Raw genomic sequence first — 19,980 nt, forward strand, 5'->3', positions numbered from 1 at the left:
GCTCAGCCGGCCGCGGTGAGAAACGCGCGCACGAGCGGTCCCGCGGTCGTCGCGCCGAAGTCGCCCGTCTCGACGAAGGCCGCCACGGCGAGGTCGCCGTGGATGGCGATGAGCCACGCGTGGTTGGCCAGGCCGTTCGTCGTCTGGAACTCCGCGGTGCCGGTCTTCGCGGCGACGTCCGGCACGGCCTGGAGCACCGTGGCCGTGCCGTCCGTGACGACGCCACGCATCAGCTGGTGCAGGGTGTCCGCCTCGGCCTGGGTCAGGGGCGCGGCCGGCGTCGTCGGCTCGGTGGCCGTGGCGACGGGCGTCGGGGTCTCGTCGGCCGCCGCGGTGCCCGACGAGGAAGCGGGCTTGACCAGCACCGGCGTCACCGTGCGGCCCGCGGCGACGGAGGCGGCGACGACCGCCATGCCGAGCGGCGACGCGATGACGCGGCCCTGCCCGATGAGGGATGCGGCGTGGTCGGTCCCCGTGGAGTCGGCGGGGAGGGAGGCGAGGAACGCCGGGAAGCCGAGCGAGGGCGCGGGGTCCAGCCCGAGCGACCGGGCGGCGGCGACGAGCGCCGGCTGCGACACCCTCCCGGCCTGGCCGACGAACGCGGTGTTGCAGGAGTGCGCGAACGCCGTCGTGAGCGGGATGGTGCCGAGCGCCCGGGTCGGGTACCCCGGCACGTTGGTGAAGGTGTAGCCGTCGACCACCACGCTCGTCGGGCAGGACAAGGTGCTGGTCGGGGTCATGCCGGTGCGCAGCAGCGCCAGCGCGGAGGCGACCTTGAACGTCGACCCGGGCGCGTACTGGCCGACGGTCGCCGTCGACAGGCCGTCGCCGTTCGGGCCGTTGGCCGCGACGAGCACCTCGCCCGTCGAAGGGCGGATCGCGACGAGTGCCGCGTTGCCCGGGACGGGCGCCAGGATCTGCTCGGCCTTCTCCTGGAGGGCGATGTCGAAGGTCGTCTGCAGGGGCACCCCGGCGACCGCGTCGACGTGGAACAGCTGGCGGGTCACCGGGCCGTTGGCGGCGACGACCGTCAGCCCGGGCGTGCCGCGCAGCTGGGCGTCGTACTGCCGCTGGAGGCCGGACGTGCCGGTCAGGTCGCCCGCGACGATCGCGCCGCCCGAGGCGTCGACGATCTCCTTCGTCGCCTGCCCCACCTGCCCGAGGATCGGCCTGGCGAACAGGCGCGTCGGCGCGAGCGGCAGCTGGTCGGCCACCGCGTTGACGCCGGCGATCTTCTTCAGTGCGGGGACGTCGTAGCCGGGGTCGTTCTGCCGCACGGTGATCGCCTCGACGAACGCCTGGGGACCGGCGGCCGCCACCTGCGCGGCGAACGCCGCGGGGTCCAGGTGCAGGGCGGTGGCCAACGCGCGCGCGGACGCGTCCTGGCCGGCCGCGTCGACGTGCGTCTTGTCGATCCCGATCCGCCACACCGGCCGCGGCTCGACGATCACCTGGCCGTCGCCGGCCAGCACGGTGCCCCGCGGCGCGGCCTGCCGCTGCACGGCGAGCTTCTCGCCATCGACGAGGTCGGGTGCCAGCAGCGACGTGCGCCACTCCGCCTGCCACGCCTGCCCGGCGTCCACCGTCGCCAGCCGGAGCCGGGCCGTCACGTCGTAGGTCCAGGGCCGGGACGTGCCGAGGTCCCACGACCAGTGCAGGGCCGCGGTGGCGAGGGTGCCATCCTTCGGGTCCACCGCCACCGAGGCGAGCGTGACGGTCGGGGTCGCCCCGCCCAGGCCCTCGAAGACCGCCTTCCGGTCGGTGGCGAGCCGGCCGGCGTCCGGCGCACCGGAGGTCAGCGCGACGCGCGAGAAGTCGCCCGAGGCGAGCGCGGCCGCGAGCGCACCGGCCGCCGCGTCGGGGGTCGGGCGCTTCGGCGAGCACGCCGCGAGGCCCCCCGCGAGCACGGCGACGGCGGCCAGCGCCGCCGTCATCGTCCGGATCCTGCGCGCCCCTGCTGCCCTCACGATGCTCCCCTCGTCGGCCACCACCGCCCGCACGAGCCTGCCACCGCCGGGACGGTCGTGGGCGCCGAACGGCGGCCCGGCCGGCCCGCCGGCCCGGCTGCTGGAGTTGCTCCTGGACAACTTTCCAGGTCAGGATGCCGCCATGGCTGCCGAGCGACGACGCGTGGCCCCGCCGGACGCCGTGGAGCGGCTCGCCAAGCACCACGTGCCGCAGGCCGCGCGCGTCATCGCCACCGCCCTGGCCGACGACCCCGGCTACAGCCACCTCATGCCCGACCCCGGCCGCCGCGTCGGCGAGCTGACCGCGCTGTACCGGATGACGCTCGCCGACACCGTCGACCACGGCCTCGGCTTCGTCACCACGCTCGGCACCGTGGTCACCGGCGCCCTGGCGATCTACCCACCCGGGACGTACCCCATGCCGCTGGCGCGCTGGGCGCGCGCGGGTGGGCGCGTGGTGCGCCTGGCGGCGCTGGCCCGCGAGCACAGCCCCGGCCTCATCCGGTTCGGGCAGCTGACGGCGCCCGGCGTGCCCACCCACTCGTGGTACGTGGAGGCGGCCGGCGTGCGGCCCGACCTCCAGCTCGCCGGCCGCGGGACGGCCCTCATCGAGGCCGCGCTGGCGCTGGTCGACGAGGCCGGCGAGGAGTCGTACCTGGAGACGACGAAGCCGGCGAACGTCGCCTACTACGAGCGGTTCGGGTACGCCTCGATCCGCGAGCCCGTGCCGCTCTCGCCGGGCGGGCCGTCGATCTTCCCGATGCTGCGGGCGGCGCGGAGGAGCTGAGCGGCAAGGCTCCTGGCCACGGGGTCGGTGCCGCGGTCAGGCGCGCGCGATCGTCAGGCGCTGCCCGGCGGCGACGACGACACCGGGCGGGCCGACGACCACGCGCGAACCGCGGTCGGCCTGCTCGACCCGCGCGTCGACCGCCTCGCCCGCGAGCCGGACCGATGCGCCGCGCGGCACGCCCGGCAGCACCAGCTCCCGCAGCGGGAGCGTGCCGTGGGCGACCTCGAGATCGGCGCCGTCGACGCGCAGCACGCACGTGCCCCACGCCTGTCCGGTGACGAACGGCAGCCGCACCGTGCCGGCGTCGTCGCGCGCCGTCAGCGCCGCGATCGGTGAGAACGACAGCGACCCGGCGGAGGCGTCGTGCTGCTGACCCGTGATGGCGCCCAGCACCGTCCAGCCCGCCATCGAGCGGGCGTAGTGGTCGCCGCACTCGACCTCGTTGTACGGGTTGCGCCGGGAGCCGTCATGACGCGCCCGCAGGCCGCGCAGGATCGCCATCCCCTCTTCGACGAGCCCCTCGTAGAGGCAGTGCGCCGCGACCTCGTACTCCGAGCCCGTCCACACCTCGTCCGCGTACCGGGTGGGGACGGCCGGCCGACCACCAGTCGGCCACGAGCACATGACCAGGCCGGTGTCATCGCCGTCGGCATAGACGCGGTCCTGGTGGACGACGTCGCGGAACGACGTCCGGAGGTTGTGCCGGACCACCCCGCGCAAGGCCGCGACGACGTGCTCCCGCGGCAGCAGGTACCCGAGGCCGAGGACGTGGGCCCACCACTGGCCGATCAGCTGGTCGGAGAGGCAGCCCGGTCCCCACTGGAACTCGTCGGGCTCGCCGGGCGCGAGGACCTGGACGAAGTAGTCGCCGTTCCACAGCCGCCGGTCGTACTCGGCCGACCCCGCCTCGAAGCGCGCCCGGCACCAGCGCGCGCGGGGCTCGTCCTCCTGCCGCAGCGCCAGCTCCTCCGCGGCGCGCAGCGCCGCCAGCCACAGCGTCCCCATGAACGGGTTGGTGCCCCGCAGGTCGATGTCGTGCGTGCTCGGCTGGATCCCGGACAGCACACCCGTGGCGTCGGGGTCCCAGGTGGCCGCTACGTGGTCCAGCAGCAGCCGGACCTTCGGCCACCGGCGCGCCAGCCACTCGTCGCCCGCGCCGGCGCGGACCTCGCGATACGTCTTGAGGACCGTCCCGAGCATCCCGTCCAGCGCCGGCTCGTCGGGGCCGCCGATCGGCACGTCCCACAGCTGCGGCAGGTACGTCGGTGCGATCACGCGGTGCGGCACGTAGCCCGACGGCGCCTGTGCCACGTCGAACTCCGTGTCGCGCATCGACAGCTCGAGCGACGGGAAGAGCGCCGCGAGCGCGTGCTCGTAGTTCCACACATGTGTGCAGTTCAGGGGGCACGAACCGCCGACCGCCCCGGCGTGGTGCATCGTCGACGCGCCGTTGACACCCTCGAACCCGAAGACCTCCCCGGTGCCGGCGCGGAACACCGTGGGGGTGCGCAGCGGGACCGCCTGGCCGGCGAGCCGCTCGGCGACGTCCGGCGGCAGCGACGAGTCCCGCAGCACCCGCCGCCAGTCGTCGGAGGCCGCGTGCAGCTCCTCCCACCGCGCGGTGACGTCGGCGACGACGTCGGTGGCGCGCGGGTAGCGCCGTGCGTACCAGTTGCCGAGCCAGAACGTCGACAGCCCGCGCTCGGGGTGCCGCGGCCCGAAGTCGTCGTAGTTGACGAACCGGTGGGGGAAGGACCACGCGACCACGGCGCGGAGCGCGAGGGAGTCACCCGGCGCCAGGTGCCAGGGCACCGCGAGGCCGCCCGCCCACGTGCTCCCCGCGGCGCTCGGTCCCCGCCAGCCGCTGCCCGTCCGCACGTCCCTTCCGCCGGGAAAGGCGCCGGCTTCCCCGTGCTCCGGGAGGCCCGGCACGACGAGCCCGCGCAGGAACTCGGCGAAGTCCTGCGGCTGCGACCAGCTGAGGTCGGCGACCGAGCCGTGCCCCTCCAGCGCCAGCACCATCTGGCCGGCTCGCGGGTCGACGTCCGGGATCGCGGGGTTCTCGCAGACGAGCGACGTCCAGCCGCCGGCACGTTCGAGCCGGTTCGTGTTGCCGCCGTAGCCCGGGTGGCCGGCGCCGCGCGGGTTGACGACGCCGTCGGCGCCGACGTCGTTCTGCAGCGCGCCGGCGAGCCAGCCGTGCAGGTGGTCCGCGGACCGGTTGACGAGACGCACCGTGAAGAGGGCGGCAGGGATCCCGCTGGCCTCCTCGTCGAGCGGCACCAGGGGGTTGAAAGCCTCGATCGTCACGCCCAGCGGCAGGTCAGGGTCGACGACCTCGACCTCGGCGAACGGGTAGAATCCGCGGAACCGCGTCGCGGCCACCGGCGGGAAGGCCGAGAACAGGCCCTCGTGCCACGACGGGACCGCCGCGTCGTTCACCATCGGCACCGGGTCGCTCGCCTCGGACCGGGCCTGCAGCACGCGCAGCCCGTCGATCGGCGGCTGGATCCCGCTGTACCGCAGCGCGAGGAACGTGTTCGGCAGCTCCCCGAGGTGGTTGCCGATGTTGTGGAGCTGCCACTGGCGCAGGGCGCCGTCCGCGCCGATCGCCAGGTTGCCGGTGCCGATCCCGCCCAGTGGCATGGCCGCCGCCCGGGCGGAGTCGCTGCCCAGGGTGGTCATCCGCGGGGCGCCCGCGGCGGCGTGCTCCCGAGGTCCGGCACGGCCTCGGCGCCTAGGTGGACCTCCATGTCGTCTGCCGTCGGGGCGGCGGGCCGGTGGGCGACCGGGCGGTCGAGGTAGAAGATCGCGGTCGAGGCGATGTCGTCGTGCAGCGGCAGGTAGCGCCAGCCCGACCGCCAGCCCAGCGCCTGGACCGTCACGCGCAGCCGTTCCCGGAAGCGGATCGGGTCCGGGACGTGCCACCGGTACATGCCGAACCGCTGCTGGGAGGCGTACAGGCCGTCGGGCCGGATCACCTGCGGCAGGCCGAGGTAGGGCGTGCTGTACGGCGTGTACCCCTGGCCGGGGACGTCGAAGTTCCAGGCGCCGCCGAAGTAGTCCTCCGTGCCCGTGCCGCAGATCGTCGGGTACTCCTCGTCGGAGTCGAGGTAGAACTTCATCTCGCCCTCGCCCCACCAGCCGCTGGAGTTGACGCCCCAGGCCAGATAGGTGCCGACGTACTGGCCCGATCCCTCGACGCCCTCGACGAGCGTGTGCGGCACCTTGTCGGGCAGCGGGTTCGAGCGCCGCCACTGGGCGTGGAAGTAGCCGTCCGCCGAGTGGTCGCCGCCCACCTCGTAGGTGACCTGGTAGTACACGCGCACCTCGACGTCCGAGGTGTTCTCCAGCGTCAGCCGTGCGCCGGAGCGGAACGGCATCGGCCAGTAGGAGTTGAAGCCGCCGTTCGGGTTGGCCGCGATCACCTGCGAGCTCACCTGGGCGAAGACGCCCCAGCCGTGGCAGAAGAAGTCGCCGTACGGGACCTCGACCGCGGGTTCGGTCGCACCGTCCCAGTAGGCGCGCAGCACGAGCGTGCGCCAGTTGTCCTTGTGCGTCGTGATCCAGATGTGCGTGATCCGGCCGGAGCCCTCGATGCTCGCCAGCTCGAACGTCGCGCCGGCGGCGACGTCCACGCTCGGCGACACCTTCCAGCCCGGGCCGAGGTCGCGGGCGTTCCACGCGCCCGTGCCGGTCGTCGCGCGCCCGCCACCGCCGACCGACCCGTCGAAGTTCTCCGGGCAGATCGAGCGTGTCTGACGATCGCTGAGCGCGCTGATGCCGCCGATGTCCATCCCCACCACCTTGCCTCGTGCCTACTTGATGCCGGAGAGACGGACGCCGGCGACGATGTACCGCTGGAAGACGAGCAGCAGGACGATCGTCGGCAGAGCCGCCAGTGTCGAGGCCGCCATGAGCTGTCCGTACTGCGGCCCGCGGTCGTCGACGAAGTTCGCGAGCACGGGCATGATCTGCTGCAGCGTCGGGTTGCTGATCGTCAGGATCGGCCACACATACGCATTCCAGTACGCCATGTACGACGTGATCCCGACGACGACGAACACCGCCGTCGAGTTCGGGACGAAGATGCGCAGGAAGATCGTCCAGCGCGAGCAGCCGTCGATCCGCGCCGCATCCTCGACCGCGATCGGCATGGCCAGGAAGAACTGGCGCATGAAGAACATCTGCCCTGCGGCGGCCACGCCCGGGACGATGAGTACCGCGAGCGTGTTGAGCATGTGGAGCTTCGACACGACCACGAACGACGTGATGAGGATCGACATCCCCGGCACGAACATCGGCATGATGCAGAACACCCAGAAATACCGCTTGAGCCCGAAGTCCAGCCGCGCGAAGACGTAGGCCGCCATCGAGTTCACGACGAGGCTCAGCCCGGTGAAGATCAGGGCGCCGAGCATCGTTAGCCCCACTGCCGTCATGTACGGCGAGTCGTGGAACATCGCGGTGTAGTTCTGCCACTGCCAAACCTCGGGCAGCAGCGAGAACGGCGACTTCAGGACGTCGCTGTCGCGCTTGAAGCCGGACAGCGCCATCCACGCGAGCGGCAGCACGAGGCTGAACGCGATGAGGACGAGGAGCACCCACTTGACGACCAGGGTGCGTCGGGACCTGGTCATCTCAGGCATCCACCGCCTTCTCGGACCTGATGAGCCGGAACACGAGCGCCGAGACCGTGCCGAGGACGATGAACAGGAGGAGCGACGCCGTGATGGAGAACGTCATCGCGTAGGGCGTCGCGGCGCGGAACTGGTTGAAGATGTAGAGGTTCGGCGTGGTCGACGCATTGACGGGGCCGCCGTTGGCGATGAGCAGGGGCAGCAGGAACTCCTGGAACGCGGCGACGATGCCGGTGACGAACAGGTACAGCAGGACGTTCCTCAGCAGGGGGAGCGTGATGTACCACGTCCGCTTCAGGAAGCCGGCACCGTCGAGCTGGGCGGACTCAATGTAGCTGTCGGGGATGTCGAGCAGGCCCGCCAGCATGATGAGCGTGGTGATGCCGAGGCCCAGCCAGATGCCGGGCACGGCGACGGCGGGGATCACCATGGTGGGGCTGCCGAGGAAGTTCTTCGGCGCCACGTTGATGAGGCTCAGCACCCAGTTCGCCAGACCCTGGTCGGCGTAGATGATCTTGAAGAGCACCGACGCGATGACGGCTGACACCACCGTGGGCAGGTAGACGGTCGTCTTCATGAACGAGGCCATCCTGCTGCCGAGCGTCTTGATGAAGCTGGCGATGAGCAGGGCGATGAGCATGCCGCCCGGGACCACGATCACCGCGTAGTACGCGCCCACCTTGAGCGACTGGTAGAAGCCCGGGTCCGTCAGCACGTACTTGTAGAAGTCGAGCCCGACGAACACGGGTGGCTTGTAGAAGTTGCCCTGGTACATGCTCTGGCGGAAGGCGAAGATCAGCGGCCAGATCACGAAGATGGCGAGCAGCACCATCATCGGGGCGAGCATGAGGTACGCCGTCCGCCTCTCCTCGCGGCTCCCGGCGCGCTTCTCTCGCGCCGGTGGTGCCGTCTCACCGAGCTTCGCGGTAACGCTGCCCTGCCGCTCTCGATGCGTCGCTGCCTCTGTGGCGGGCGCCTTCATGTCACTCCCCTTCATGGGTTCGGGGGTCACCGTGGCCCTCGTCCGGCAGGCCCGGTGTCCCAGGGGCGGCTCGCGCAGTCCCCGGGACACCGGACCGTGCTCAGGCGTCAGGACTGCGGCGCCGTTCCCTTGAGCTGCTGCTTCTGGATGGTGCTGTTGATCGAGTCGTTCGCGGTCTTCAACGCGGCGTCCACCGACGCCGTGCCCTTCATGCCCGCCTCGATCGCAGTGCCCATCGCCAGCGAGATGTCCCACGGGTACTGGGGCTCGGCGATGCCGTGAGCGACGATGTCCTCCGAGATCGTCTTCATGTTGGCGTCCTGCTTCGTCGACGGATCGTTGGTGGCGATCGCCTGGTCCACCGAGGTGCGGGTCGTGTACTTGGAGTAGCCGGCCTGCTTGAAGAAGTCGGCCATGATGTTCGGGTCGCCGGCGGCCAGGTAGGAGATGAAGGCCGCGGCCTCCTTCGGGTGCTTCGACTTCGCGTCGAGGGTCAACGTCCAGCCGCCGAGCGTCGCGGTCGTCTCACCGGTGCCGCCGTCCTTCGTCGGGAAGGGCACGGCGACCGTCTTGGGGAGCAGGTCGGGCTTGGTCTGCTTGATCGCGCCCAGCGCCCACGAGCCGTCCACCATCATCGCGACCTCGCCGTTCATGTACGGCGTGGCATCCGCATACCCCGTCTTGGGGTTCTGCGGCATCAGCTTGTTCTGGTAGAGCGTCTTGTAGAGGCCGACGAGGTCCGCGAAGCACGACTCGGTCGCCCGCCCCGCGCTCCAGTCGTCGGTGATCGGGAAGTGGCCGCACGAGTTGTACTGCAACCCCCAGCTGGACCATCCAAGGTCGGCGGCGACGGAGGCGATGGTGATGCCCTTGACGTTGCCCGAGGTCAGCTTCGTCGCCCAGTCGATGAGGTCGTTCCACGTCTTCGGCGGGCTCGCAGGGTCGAGCCCGGCAGCCTTCGCCAGGTCCGTGTTGATGTACAGCACGGTCGACGGTTCGACGAGCATCGGGTAGCCCCAGTGCTTGCCGTTCTGAGTCACGAACGGTGCGACGTTCGACTTGATGTCGGCGAACGCCGACGCGGGCAGGTAGTCGTCGAGCGCCGAGAACTGGCCCTGGGCCACGCCCGGCTTGATGTTGCCGTAGTTGGTGGTCACCACGTCGGGCTGCGTGCCGGCGGCCTGCGCGGCCTGCAGCTTCTGCGTCCACGTGTCGCCCGGGACCACCTGGTAGACGACGTTCACGCAGTTCTGCGATGCGTTGAACTGAGCGACGTACTTCTTGTACCAGGCCTGCTGGTAGTCCTCGAACTTCTGCTGCCAGAAGGTGACCGTGGTCGCGCTCGAGCAGCCCGTCTCCACAGCACCAGGCGTGCCGGACGCGGCGGGCGTGCCCGTCCCGCCGGCTGAACCGCTGCCGCAGGCAGCGAGCGACACTGCGCTGGCGGCGGCCAGCGTGAGGGCGATCAGCCCCTTGCCTCGCCTCATTCTCTTCCTCCTCTTGTCTGGGCGCCTCGCTGCGCCAACAGTCCGCCGTCCCTACTTCTGCAGGTCGGCGCGGTACCAGAACACTTCGTACGGATCCCAGATGGACAGCGTGAAATAGATGGTCTTGCCGCCATTTGCCGTGTAGCGGTCGAGCATGTACGGCGCGTACGGGCCGGCCACCTGGTCGGCACCGACGAGCGTGACCGGGACGCCCCACGGGCCCCACGGCGAGAGCCCTTCGCGGATGACGATTCCCGTGCCTTCTTTGAGGTACGTCATGATCCAGCGGCCGAGATAGGCGTTCCACACCACCGACAATTCGCCGACGGTGTCGTCGAGAACCGTTCTCGCCGCCGCTGGGTCGCCACCCCAGGTCGGGTGCCCGGCGCCGTCCACGCCGGTGAGGTAGCGCCAGGCGGACGCGTCGTCCACCTTCGCCGCGGCCACCTTCGCCAGCGACACCCCGCCGAACCGCCCGTGCGTGATGCCCCAGACGTAGAGCGTGTCGACGCCGTCCTCGGTGACGTGGTAGGTCGCCACCTGGACGAACCCGGAGGTGCCGCTCCAGCGCGGGGAGTCGAGCACCGTCCAGTCCTGGCCCTGGTCGGTGGACTTCGCCAGGCCCGCGTCGTTGACCTCCCACTCGCCGGGCGCACCCCAGTGCCGCACCGACATCCAGTGGAGGTACATCGCCCCGCCGGCCTCGAAGCCGTACGTGGGGATCACGGTCATCTCGACGTCGTCCACCTTCTTGGACGGCAGCAGCTCCTTGGCCAGCCCGAGGTCGTCGGTGATCATCCCGCCGAGCGTGATGCCGTCCGACGGGTTCGTGTCCGTGGTCCACGCCATGGCGTTCGAGCGCCACCCGGTGCCCCCGCCGCCGACGGCGCCCTCCGGGCGGCTCGCGAAGTTGTCGCCGAACGTGAAGTACACCTTGCCGTTCGCCTCGAACATCGAGCCGAGGTCGGCGTAGCCCATGCCCCACCGCACCGTGCTGCCCGGCGCTCCTGCCCCGGTGATCTGGCCCACCTGCGTGACGTCCCGGACGCCCTTGAGGACGAACGGCGTCGTGCTGGCCAGGGCGAACGCGGTCGGTGCGGCGGAGACAGGCGTCGGCGCCGCCGCACCACCCCCCGCGCACGCCGCGAGCACGAGCAGGCTCGTGCCCGCCGCCGCGACGGCGGTGCTTCGGATGACCTTCCGACGAGCCACGATCCTCCTCGATCGACGATCAGCGTGTGGGGCGGGTCACTGCCCGCTGGCGACGGTGGACGGCGCCTCGGTGAACGCGCGTACCTCGTCGGCCGTCGGGGCCGACGCCGCGGAGCCCGTCCGGGTGACGGAGATGGCCGCCGCCACGTTCGCCGCCTCGGCCGCCCGGGCGAGGCGCAGGCCCTGGGCCAGCCCGGCGGCGAGGTACCCGCAGAACACGTCGCCGGCGCCGACGGTGTCCACCGCCCGCACCGGACGGGCCGGCACGTGGCTCACCTCCCCGCCCGAAGCCACCACGAGCGCGCCGCGCTCCCCGAGCGTCACCACGACGTCCAGTCCCCATCGGTCGCGCAGGAGCGCGGCCGCCTCGCTCGGACCGAGGTCGGCCCGGCCGGTGAGCGCCGCCAGCTCGCCCTCGTTGGGGACGAGGACGTCGACGTGCTCGAGCAGCTCGGCCGGCAACGGGCAGACCGGTGCGGGGTTGAGGATGACGGTGACGCCACGCTCGTGGGCGATCCGGGCGGCCGCCAGCGCGGCCTCGACGGCGAGCTCGAGCTGCAGGACGAGCACGGTGGCGGCGGTGATCACCGGGGCCGCCTCGATGATCTGCACGGCGTCGACCACCCGGTTCGCCCGGGGCACGACGACGATCGAGTTCTGCCCGCTCGGCTCCACGAGGGGCAGGCCCACGCCGGTTCCCGCGCCGGGGCGCACCTGGACGGCCGTCGCGTCGATGCCCTCGGCGAGGAGCATCGAGCGGAACTGCGCGCCCATGTCGTCGTCGCCGACGCAACCGACCATCGCGGTCGACGCCCCCGCCCGTGCCGACGCGACCGCCTGGTTGAACCCCTTGCCGCCGGGGGCGAAGGAGAAGTCGGTCCCGATCAACGTCTCGCCGGGGTTCGGACGCCGGGGCGCGTACGCGACCAGGTCCATCATGAACGAGCCGACCACGCACACCGAGGCGCTCATGCCAGGCTCCCGTCGCCGAGCAGCTGGCGTCCGAGCGAACCGCCCGGGTGGAAGGTGGCGAACTCGTCGGACCCGAAACCGCTCAGGGTCATGAGCCCGGCGGCCAGGGCGTCGCCCAGGGCCAGCGTGCTGGCAGTCGACGCGGTCGGCGCCAGCCCCAGCGGGTCCGCCTCCCGCTCCACGTGGATCGACAGGTGCACCTGCGCCAGCGTCGCCAGCGTCGACTCCGGCCGGCCGGTCATCGCGATGACCGGCACCCCGCGGGCCAGGACCATCCGTGCGAAGTGGCACACCTCCGCGGTCTCGCCCGAGTAGGAGATGAGGATGGTGACGTCGTCCGGCGTGACCATGCCGGAGTCGCCGTGCAGCGCCTCAGCCGAGTGCACGAAGAACGCCGGTGTGCCGGTGCTCGCGAGCGTCGCGGCGATCTTCGACCCGATGTGGCCCGACTTGCCGAGGCCGGACACCACGACACGGCCGCGCGTACCGCTCAGCAGCCGCAGGGCCTCGGCCAACGCCGGCCGGACGGCCCGGCGGGTCGCGGCGATCGCCTCGGACTCGACCGCCATCGCCCGGTCGGCCGCGACCAGCGCCTGCTCCAGCGGGACGCCGCTCACGCCACGACGCCCTTGAACAGCAGCACGTTGCCGAACGTGCGCCGGTCGCCGGAGCGCACCGCGACCCGCGCCCGCCGCGCCGTGTCGTAGAAGGCCTGGCGCGGCAGCATCCCGATGGCATCGGTCGGCGCCGGGCAGGCCCGCCGCAGCGCCGCCACCGCGGGCGCCTCGGCACCCTCGGGGTCCATGAGGACTGCGGCGGTCAGCGTGTCCAGCGGCAGGACGGTGCAGATCGCGCCGGCGATGACGTCCGCGTCCACCCCGGGCATGTCGACGACGACCTGCGCGAGCCGCTCGGCCGGGAAGTGCGCGTCGGAGACCAGCACGCAGTCGCCATGGCCCATCGCATCCAGGTGATGCAGGAGGGTCCCCGTCAGCAGCGGGTGGATGCCAGCGAGCACCATCGCTCCGTTCCGTCGTCGTCGTCGTCGAGCGTCGATCAGTAATCGATTTCCCGATGTCTACACCGCCGCACCCGAGTCGTCAACACTCGTCGCCAGACCGTGACCCTGCGCGACCTGCCGGACGCGGTTGCCGGCCGGCCGCGCTCCCAGCGACACCGCAGGTCAGGTCGCTGTCCAGCCCTCCAGCTGCGGCGCACGCAGGTGGCGTGCCCGGTGCGGGGCCCCGCTGTCACCACCATCGCACGCATCCCCACGGCGGGCGTTCTCTTGAAATGGATTGCTCAGGAAGCCTACGGTGGGCTCCGTTGGCCTGGGGTTTCACGCGCCGCGCCCACCGTCGGACGGCCCGGCCGCCGAGGCATCGTCGCCCCGTCCGAGCGAGTGGAGCGCACCATGTGGCTGCAACCAGGTCCGTCGAACGGCCACGCGCCGCGCTGGGGCCACGCCGACGGCCTCCAGGTCGGGATCGAGCCGGGCCTCGGTCCCCGGGGACTCCTGCGGATGTTCGCGCCCTACCTCGGCAGCGATCGCCTGCTGAACTTCGTCGCGGTCGAGCCGATCCCCCTCGACGCCACCGCGCGGGGCTTCTCCGAGCTGGAGCCGAGCGCGCTGGACGGTGCGCCGGGCAAGCGCCTCTGGTCGTCGAGTGGTGTCGCGGACGACGTGCCTCGCCCGACGACGGACCCGGAGCCCGGCGTCGTCACGGTCGAGGGCGGTGTCGAGCGTCTGACGGTGCACGTCCAGTGCGAGCGGTTCGAGAACGGCGCGGAGGTCGCCGTGCGCGTGCAGTTCCGCGCCGACCGGCCGCGGGAGGTCTCGCTGGCCGCCTTCCGGCGGCCCGGCAGCGTGGGGCTGTCGGCGTGCGTCCTGACGGCGACCATGGGCAACTACGCCCGGCTCCGGCGGCTCCACCTGCGCGACCGCGTCGCCACGCCCGGCGAGCTGTGGCCCGGCTTCGTCGGGCTTGCCTTCACCGAGCATGCCCGCTTCGGGCTCGAGCACCTGCGCCGGGACGGCGCCGCGGCCCTGGTGTGGGCCACCCCCGACGAGGCGGACCCGTGGTCGGCGGTCTACGCCCCCGGTACGGCGGCGCACTGGAGGTACGAGGGGGCACGTGCCGTCCAGGGCTGGCGCGTGGAGGGTCCGAGCGCGGCGGTGGCCGTCCAGGTCAACGCTCGATGGGCCTACTGGGCGAGCACGTCGCCCATCCCCGGCGGCCCCGCCTTCGAGAACGTCGAGCTCGTCGACTCCTACCGGGACGGGGAAGAGTTCGTCTTCTGGTGCGAGCCGCTCGACGGCGACGCCGATCTCGACGCCGTGGTCGCCCGGCACGGGGCCACCACCTAGGCGCGGCGGACGGGCGACCGCCTGGGCTACGACGGCGAAGGCGCCGTCGGCGCGTGGCGACCGGACCGCAGTCAGCGGGCGGCGGCGGCGCCGGGCTGTGCCGCCGACGAGGCCCTGACGAGCAGCTCCGGGTCGAGCACGATGTGCTGCGGCGCCGAGTGCGACGTGGACCCGCGGGACAGCAGCAGCTCGGCTGCGAGCGCTCCCATCTCCGCGACCGGCTGCCGGATCACGCTCACTCCGGGCACCACCATGCGCGTCCACTGGTCGTCGTCCGTGCCGACGAGGGCGATGTCGTGCGGCATGGCCAGGCCCTCGGCTTGGATCGCCCGGTAGGCACCCACCGTGAGCGGCCCGTTCGTCGCGAACACCGCGTCGGGACGGTGCGCGGACGCGAGCAGGCCGCGCATCGCCACCTCGCCGCCCTCGGGCCGCAGGTTGGCCCGCCGCACCATCGACGAGCTGACCGGGTTCTTCCCCTTGGCCAGCGCGTCGCGGAAACCTGCGAGGCGCTCCTCGGTGGTGCTGACCTCGGACGGGCCGGCGATGCAGGCGATGCGGTGGTACCCCATCTGCATCAGGTGCTCCGCGGCCAGGCGGCCCGCGAGGTAGTTGTCGACGAAGACGGTGTCACCCGCGTAGCTGTCGACCCGGCGGTCGACGACGACCACCGGGATGCCGGCCGCGATCAGCGGCGTGAGGTTCGACTGCTTCGCAGACGCCGCCGCGATCACCACGCCCGCCATCCGCTGGGCGATCGCCGTCTGGATGTAGACGCGCTCGCGGCTGACGTGCTCGTCCGTGTTGCACAGCATCACCGAGAGCCCGCGCTGGGCGGCCACCGCCTCGAGCGAGGCCACCATCCCCGTGAAGAAGGGGTTCTGCACGTCCGAGACGATCGCGGCCCACACGTCCGACACCTGCCGCCGCAGCGCCCGGCCGTTGCTGTTCGGGACGTAGCGGGTGTCGGCGACCGCCTGGCGCACCCGCGACGCCATGTCGGCGTCCACCGAGCTGCGCCCGTTGAGGACCCGGGACACGGTCGCGGCGGACACGCCGGCGACACGCGCCACATCCTGGATCGTCACGGCGCGTCCTTCGGCCACGGGGAGCATCGTTGCACGTCCTGGGAATCGTTTGCCCGCACCTGTCGCCTGGAGAGACGCACCCGCTCGCCGCGTCGCGCGGCCGACGACGCGCCGCGGATGGCGCCGACGCCCCGACGGCGCGACGCTAGGCACATGGACGAAACCCCTCGCGTCACCGTGCTCGGGACCGGTGCCATCGGCTACGGCATGGTCGTCTCCCTGCTGCGCGCCGGTCTGGACACCACCGCGTGGAACCGCACACGAGCCAAGGCCGAGCCGCTGGCCGACCTCGGCGCCACCGTGGCCGACGACCCGACGGAGGCGGTGAAGGGGGCCGACGTCGTGGTGACCGCGCTGTTCGACGCGGACGCGGACGCCGCGGTGATGGCCACGGCGCTCCCCGCGATGGCGCCGGGGGCGGTCTGGGTGCAGTCGTCGACCGTGGGGGCCGTCGGCACCGCCCGCCTGGCAGCGCTGGCCGACGAGCACGGTGTGGCCTTCGTCGACGCCCCGGTGCTCGGCACCCGCAAGCCGGCGCTCGCCGGCATGCTCGTCGTCCTCGCCGCCGCACCGGCCGAGCTTCGCCCGCTGGTCAAGCCCGTGCTCGACGCGATCGGCACGCGCACGGTCTGGGTCGCCGAGGAGCCCGGAGCCGCATCGCGGCTCAAGCTGGTCACCAACGCGTGGATCGCCATCCTCACGGCGGGGGTCGGCCAGTCGATCGCACTCGCGCAAGCGTGGGGCATCGACCCGCAGCTGTTCCTCGACGCGATCGACGGCGGCCAGCCCGACAGCCCCTACGCCCACATCAAGGGCGCCGCGATGCTGTCCGGCGACTTCGACCCGCAGTTCGAGCTGGCCGGCCTCCGCAAGGACCTCGCGCTCATCGCGGCGGACGCCCGCACGGCCGGCGTGCCGACCGACCTGGTCGACGTGCTGGCCCAGGCGTACAAGGCCGCGGCCGGCGCGACCGCCACGCCGCGCGACATCGCCGCCGTCGTCGACGCGTTCCGCCCCGGCCGATCCGAGTGGCCCGAGGAGCCGGCGCCGGCCAGCTGAGGCGAAGCGAGCCCGCCGCGCAGACGGCCGCTCCCGCAGGCTTCTCGTCGCCGCTGGAGGCGATCCGGCGTCAGGCCAGCCCCACCATCTCGGCACTGGCCTCCCAGAGCCGGTGGGCGGCGTCGGCGTCGTCGGCCTGCGGGCTGGTCCGGCCGATCCGCCCGCCCACCCAGTACTGGCCCGATGCCCAGTCGACGCCCGGCGTCCCTTCGGCGAGCCGCACCAGCCGGCTGCCGCCCTGCGCCGGAGAGGCGAACACCGCTCGCGCCAGCCAGCTCCCGTAGAACCGGGTCACCGCCGGTCCGTCGGTGACCCCGAAGCTCGTCGCGACGACCCCGGGGTGGAACGCGGCCGACGACAGCCCGCGACCATGGAAGCGGTGGTGCAGCTCGCGCGTGAACAGGATGTTCGCCAGCTTGCTCGCGCCGTACGCCCGGAAGGGCGCGTAGCCGACGGCCATGTCGAGGTCGCCGAGGTCCACGCGAGCGTTGCGCGAGGCCATGCTGCTCGTGGTGATCACCGCGGCCGACGACGCCAGCAGCGTGTCCAGCAGCAGGTTCGTCAGGAGGAACGGCGCCAGGTGGTTCACCTGGAAGGTCATCTCGTGGCCGTCGGCGGTCAGCTGGCGCGCACCCCGGATGCCGCCGGCGTTGTTCGCCAGCACGTCGATCCGCGGGTGGGCCTCCGCGAGCGCGGCAGCGAGGGCTCGGACGTCGTCCAGCCGGGCGTAGTCGGCGACGTGGCGTTCGACGCCGAGCTCGTCCGCCACGGCCGCGGTCTTGCCCGGGTCGCGCCCGACGACGACGACCTCGTGCCCGTCGGCCGCGAGCGCCCGGGCCGCCGCCGCGCCGATGCCGTCGCTCGCGCCGGTGATGACGATGGTCTTGTGCGAGGTCAGGTGCGAGGTCACGGCCCCCATTCATAGCGCGTGAGCCTGGGACCGGTGCACCGGCGCGCGCGGTTCGGGGCACGGCTGGTGAGGCGAGCGCCGCGGCGGGCGCACGCCGGGCGCACGCGGTCGGTCGGCGCACACCAGGGCCGGTCCGCGAACGCCGGCCGCACGCGGTCGGTCGGGGCACAGCGGGCGCGCGGAGGCCCGCCCTCGCCGCTAGCGTGCCGCAGGTGGACGGCTGGTCGTGGGTGCGACGAGCGTGGGGGGCGATCGGCCGGGCTCAGGGTGCGTGGCCGGCGGCGCCGGCCCCGCTCGTCGGGCACCCGGCCGACGAGCGTCTCGACCCCCTGCGGCACCACCTGCGCCAGCGCAGCTCGACGACGTGCGGCTCGGCATCGCTCCTGGTGGCGCGCGCGCTCGCCGACCCCGCGTCCGCTGCGCAGCTCCTGCTCGGGCGCCCCGACGACGGAACGGCGCCGGCGGCCGGCGGTCTGGGAGCCGTCGCCGCCCGGTTCGCGGCCGATGCCCAGCGCGGCGCAGGAGAGCCCGACCATGGCAGCACGACCGACCACGCCGACGACCTCGCGACCCGGTTCGGCTCGGCGGAGCGGGCGGTCATGCGCCGGACGAATGGCCTCGTCGGCCCGACCGGGCTCCAGGTGCCATGGCCGCAGGCGCTGGGCACGCCGCCGTGGGGCGCCGCCCACGAGATGACGCGGATCACCGGCCTGAGGTATCGCGCACGGTACGTCGGCCCCGACTCACCGACCGCCCGCGCGGCGGGGTACGACGCCGTCGAGCGGACCGTCGCCGCCGGTCGCACGGCGCCGATGTTCGTCGGGGACGGCGCGTCGCCCCGGCACGTGGTGCTCGCGGTGGGGCACGACGACGATGCGTTGCACCTCTACGAACCCGCATCCGGCGACATGGTGACCCTTCCGCGGGACCAGTACGTCAGCGACGGCTTCGTCATCGCCGGGTGGACCGTCCCCTGGGCGGTCGTCGTCCCTCGCTGAGGCGGCGACGAGCGCCGGGCGGACCATGCCGGGCACAACAACGAGGAAGGTTCGGGCCGCCGGCCGAGCCGGATCTTCCCCCGACCCCGGAAACCCCACGCGGCACAACGATGATCGATATGTTCACCGCATGGCGTGGCTGCGCTACCTGCGGGTCCTCATCGTCGTGCTCGGCTGGGCGGCCGGTGTGCTCGGCGTCGCCTACGCCATCAACGGCGCCACCCAGGCCCCCGCCTGGGTGCGGGTCCCGGTGACGCTCGCCGCGGCTCCGGACCGCGCCGGCCCCGTCGAGGCGCACGTCGACGGGATCTCGGTGCCCGACGGCTGGCTCACCGGCCCGCCCCCGAGCGGCACGCGCTTCTACGTCGCCGGGCAGCCCTCCGCGGACTCCGAGCTCACGCTCGCGGCGTGGGGCTCGACCCGGGTGGAGCAGCTGCTGGCCCGCGGCCGATGGCTCGTCGGCGGCCTCGGCGTGCTCGTGGGCGCGCTCGCGCTCGCACCGCTCCTCGGCGCCATCGCCGACGGCTACCCCTTCGCCCCGGGCACCGCCCGCCGCCTCGTCGTGCTCGCCGTGACCGTCGCCGTGGCCGGGGTGCTGGCTCCGTTGCTGCCGCAGATCGCGGGGTTCCTCGTCCTCGATCGCACCGGGCTCGCCGGGCCGGCGTTCATGGCGACCCCGTCGGTCGAGCTCACCCCCCTGCTCGTCGGCGCGCTGATCCTCGCGGTCGCGGCCGCGTTCCGGGCGGGGGCGCGGATGGCCGACGACGTGCGGGGGCTGGTGTAGCGGTGCCCGGCGAGGAGGACCGCGTCGTCTGCCACCTCGACGAGCTGCTGGCCGCGCGGGGCATGACGCTCGTCGAGCTCTCGGTGCGTGCCGGCGTGACGGCGGTGAACCTCTCGATCCTCAAGAACGGGCACGCCCGCGCGATCCGCTTCAGCACCCTCACCGCGATCTGCGACGCCCTGCGGTGCACGCCGGGCGAGCTGCTGACGGTCGCCTAGCGGTCAGTGCCGCAGCACGGCCCACACGTGCTTGCGGCCGTCGGCGGCGTACCAGCCGACCTCGTCGGCCAGCCGCCCGACGAGGTAGAGGCCGAAGCCACCCTCGCCGGCGGGCCGGTACGTGGAGTACGTCGGGACGTCCATCGAGCCGTCGGCGACGTCGAGCAGGTACCCGCCCTCGACCCGCGCGAGCGCGACGACGACCGGCGGCACCCCGTGGCGCAGCGCGTTCGTCGCCAGCTCGGACGCGGCGAGCACCACCGGACCGGTGACGTGGCGGGAGGTGTGGAGGGCGTCGTGGAGCGCCCGGCGCAGCAGCCGTAGGTCCGCGGTCGACCGGAGCGTCCACGCGGTGACGGGCTCACGGGAACGCGGTGCGGCGGCCTGCGGCAGCGGCTGCAGCGCCGCCGTCGTCCCCGCCCGCCACGGCATCCCGGCGTCTCCCCTCGTCGCGCACCGTTGGCTGACGCTAGCGCCGGGCCGCTCGTCGGGCACCATGAGAGCA

At 72.9% G+C, this 19,980-nt stretch carries 19 protein-coding genes; 6 read left to right on the top strand and 13 right to left on the bottom strand.

Annotated features, from left to right (window positions below):
- Positions 1 to 2 precede the first annotated feature (2 nt).
- A complete protein-coding gene (locus BGO37_RS07985; protein ID WP_291753754.1) occupies positions 3 to 1,934 on the bottom strand; it encodes a penicillin-binding transpeptidase domain-containing protein in 1,932 nt (643 codons plus the stop codon).
- Positions 1,935 to 2,109: 175 nt separating this feature from the next.
- Between BGO37_RS07985 and BGO37_RS07990 the strand changes: the two genes are divergently transcribed.
- Positions 2,110 to 2,754 (top strand): GNAT family N-acetyltransferase, encoded by a 645-nt coding sequence (locus tag BGO37_RS07990; RefSeq protein ID WP_291753756.1) that lies wholly within the window; start codon positions 2,110 to 2,112, stop codon positions 2,752 to 2,754.
- A gap of 36 nt (positions 2,755 to 2,790) precedes the next feature.
- On the opposite strand, the gene BGO37_RS07995 is transcribed toward BGO37_RS07990, so the two are convergent.
- The 9 genes from BGO37_RS07995 to BGO37_RS08035 form a co-directional block, all read right to left on the bottom strand.
- Positions 2,791 to 5,442, bottom strand: coding sequence for a GH116 family glycosyl-hydrolase (locus BGO37_RS07995; protein WP_291753758.1), 2,652 nt, complete (start codon positions 5,440 to 5,442; stop codon positions 2,791 to 2,793).
- The gene (locus BGO37_RS08000) at positions 5,439 to 6,554 is read right to left on the bottom strand and encodes a glycoside hydrolase family 172 protein (RefSeq protein ID WP_291753759.1); all 1,116 of its coding nucleotides are present in this window, start codon (positions 6,552 to 6,554) and stop codon (positions 5,439 to 5,441) included. Before BGO37_RS08000 ends, BGO37_RS07995 begins: the two co-directional genes overlap by 4 nt.
- A gap of 21 nt (positions 6,555 to 6,575) precedes the next feature.
- The gene (locus tag BGO37_RS08005; protein ID WP_291753761.1) at positions 6,576 to 7,397 is read right to left on the bottom strand and encodes a carbohydrate ABC transporter permease; all 822 of its coding nucleotides are present in this window, start codon (positions 7,395 to 7,397) and stop codon (positions 6,576 to 6,578) included.
- A gap of 1 nt (position 7,398) precedes the next feature.
- Positions 7,399 to 8,244 (bottom strand): carbohydrate ABC transporter permease, encoded by an 846-nt coding sequence (locus BGO37_RS08010; protein ID WP_291753762.1) that lies wholly within the window; start codon positions 8,242 to 8,244, stop codon positions 7,399 to 7,401.
- Between the two features lie 242 nt (positions 8,245 to 8,486).
- Complete coding sequence (locus tag BGO37_RS08015; RefSeq protein ID WP_291753763.1) at positions 8,487 to 9,866, bottom strand: ABC transporter substrate-binding protein; 1,380 nt, start codon at positions 9,864 to 9,866, stop codon at positions 8,487 to 8,489.
- Positions 9,867 to 9,917: 51 nt separating this feature from the next.
- Entirely contained in the window at positions 9,918 to 11,078 is a 1,161-nt protein-coding gene (locus BGO37_RS08020) for a DUF4185 domain-containing protein (protein ID WP_291753765.1), read from the bottom strand.
- A 36-nt stretch (positions 11,079 to 11,114) separates the two neighbouring features.
- Positions 11,115 to 12,050, bottom strand: coding sequence for a ribokinase (locus BGO37_RS08025; RefSeq protein WP_291753766.1), 936 nt, complete (start codon positions 12,048 to 12,050; stop codon positions 11,115 to 11,117).
- Complete coding sequence (locus tag BGO37_RS08030; RefSeq protein WP_291753768.1) at positions 12,047 to 12,667, bottom strand: SIS domain-containing protein; 621 nt, start codon at positions 12,665 to 12,667, stop codon at positions 12,047 to 12,049. Before BGO37_RS08030 ends, BGO37_RS08025 begins: the two co-directional genes overlap by 4 nt.
- A complete protein-coding gene (locus BGO37_RS08035; RefSeq protein ID WP_291753769.1) occupies positions 12,664 to 13,071 on the bottom strand; it encodes an RbsD/FucU domain-containing protein in 408 nt (135 codons plus the stop codon). Before BGO37_RS08035 ends, BGO37_RS08030 begins: the two co-directional genes overlap by 4 nt.
- Positions 13,072 to 13,464: 393 nt before the next feature.
- Here BGO37_RS08035 and BGO37_RS08040 point away from each other — a divergent pair, with 393 nt between their 5' ends.
- A complete protein-coding gene (locus BGO37_RS08040) occupies positions 13,465 to 14,418 on the top strand; it encodes a hypothetical protein (protein WP_291753771.1) in 954 nt (317 codons plus the stop codon).
- Between the two features lie 71 nt (positions 14,419 to 14,489).
- Here BGO37_RS08040 and BGO37_RS08045 read toward each other — a convergent pair whose 3' ends face one another.
- The gene (locus BGO37_RS08045) at positions 14,490 to 15,506 is read right to left on the bottom strand and encodes a LacI family DNA-binding transcriptional regulator (protein WP_291753773.1); all 1,017 of its coding nucleotides are present in this window, start codon (positions 15,504 to 15,506) and stop codon (positions 14,490 to 14,492) included.
- Between the two features lie 153 nt (positions 15,507 to 15,659).
- Between BGO37_RS08045 and BGO37_RS08050 the strand changes: the two genes are divergently transcribed.
- Positions 15,660 to 16,565 (top strand): NAD(P)-dependent oxidoreductase, encoded by a 906-nt coding sequence (locus tag BGO37_RS08050; RefSeq protein ID WP_291753774.1) that lies wholly within the window; start codon positions 15,660 to 15,662, stop codon positions 16,563 to 16,565.
- A 70-nt stretch (positions 16,566 to 16,635) separates the two neighbouring features.
- Here BGO37_RS08050 and BGO37_RS08055 read toward each other — a convergent pair whose 3' ends face one another.
- The gene (locus tag BGO37_RS08055; protein ID WP_291753775.1) at positions 16,636 to 17,475 is read right to left on the bottom strand and encodes an SDR family NAD(P)-dependent oxidoreductase; all 840 of its coding nucleotides are present in this window, start codon (positions 17,473 to 17,475) and stop codon (positions 16,636 to 16,638) included.
- Between the two features lie 212 nt (positions 17,476 to 17,687).
- On the opposite strand from BGO37_RS08055, the gene BGO37_RS08060 reads away from it, so the two are divergent.
- From BGO37_RS08060 to BGO37_RS08070, 3 genes are all read left to right on the top strand, one after another.
- Positions 17,688 to 18,473: a hypothetical protein gene (locus BGO37_RS08060; protein ID WP_291753776.1), complete on the top strand. Its 786-nt coding sequence runs from the start codon at positions 17,688 to 17,690 to the stop codon at positions 18,471 to 18,473.
- A gap of 130 nt (positions 18,474 to 18,603) precedes the next feature.
- Complete coding sequence (locus tag BGO37_RS08065) at positions 18,604 to 19,257, top strand: hypothetical protein (RefSeq protein ID WP_291753778.1); 654 nt, start codon at positions 18,604 to 18,606, stop codon at positions 19,255 to 19,257.
- Positions 19,258 to 19,259: 2 nt separating this feature from the next.
- Entirely contained in the window at positions 19,260 to 19,475 is a 216-nt protein-coding gene (locus tag BGO37_RS08070) for a helix-turn-helix domain-containing protein (protein ID WP_291753779.1), read from the top strand.
- A gap of 3 nt (positions 19,476 to 19,478) precedes the next feature.
- On the opposite strand, the gene BGO37_RS08075 is transcribed toward BGO37_RS08070, so the two are convergent.
- On the bottom strand, positions 19,479 to 19,907 hold the full coding sequence (locus tag BGO37_RS08075) for an ATP-binding protein (protein ID WP_291753780.1): 429 nt from the start codon (positions 19,905 to 19,907) through the stop codon (positions 19,479 to 19,481).
- Between the last annotated feature and the right edge of the window lie 73 nt (positions 19,908 to 19,980).

This window comes from Cellulomonas sp. 73-92 (genome assembly GCF_001898175.1).
In the GTDB taxonomy this organism is placed as follows: Bacteria; Actinomycetota; Actinomycetes; order Actinomycetales; family Cellulomonadaceae; genus Cellulomonas.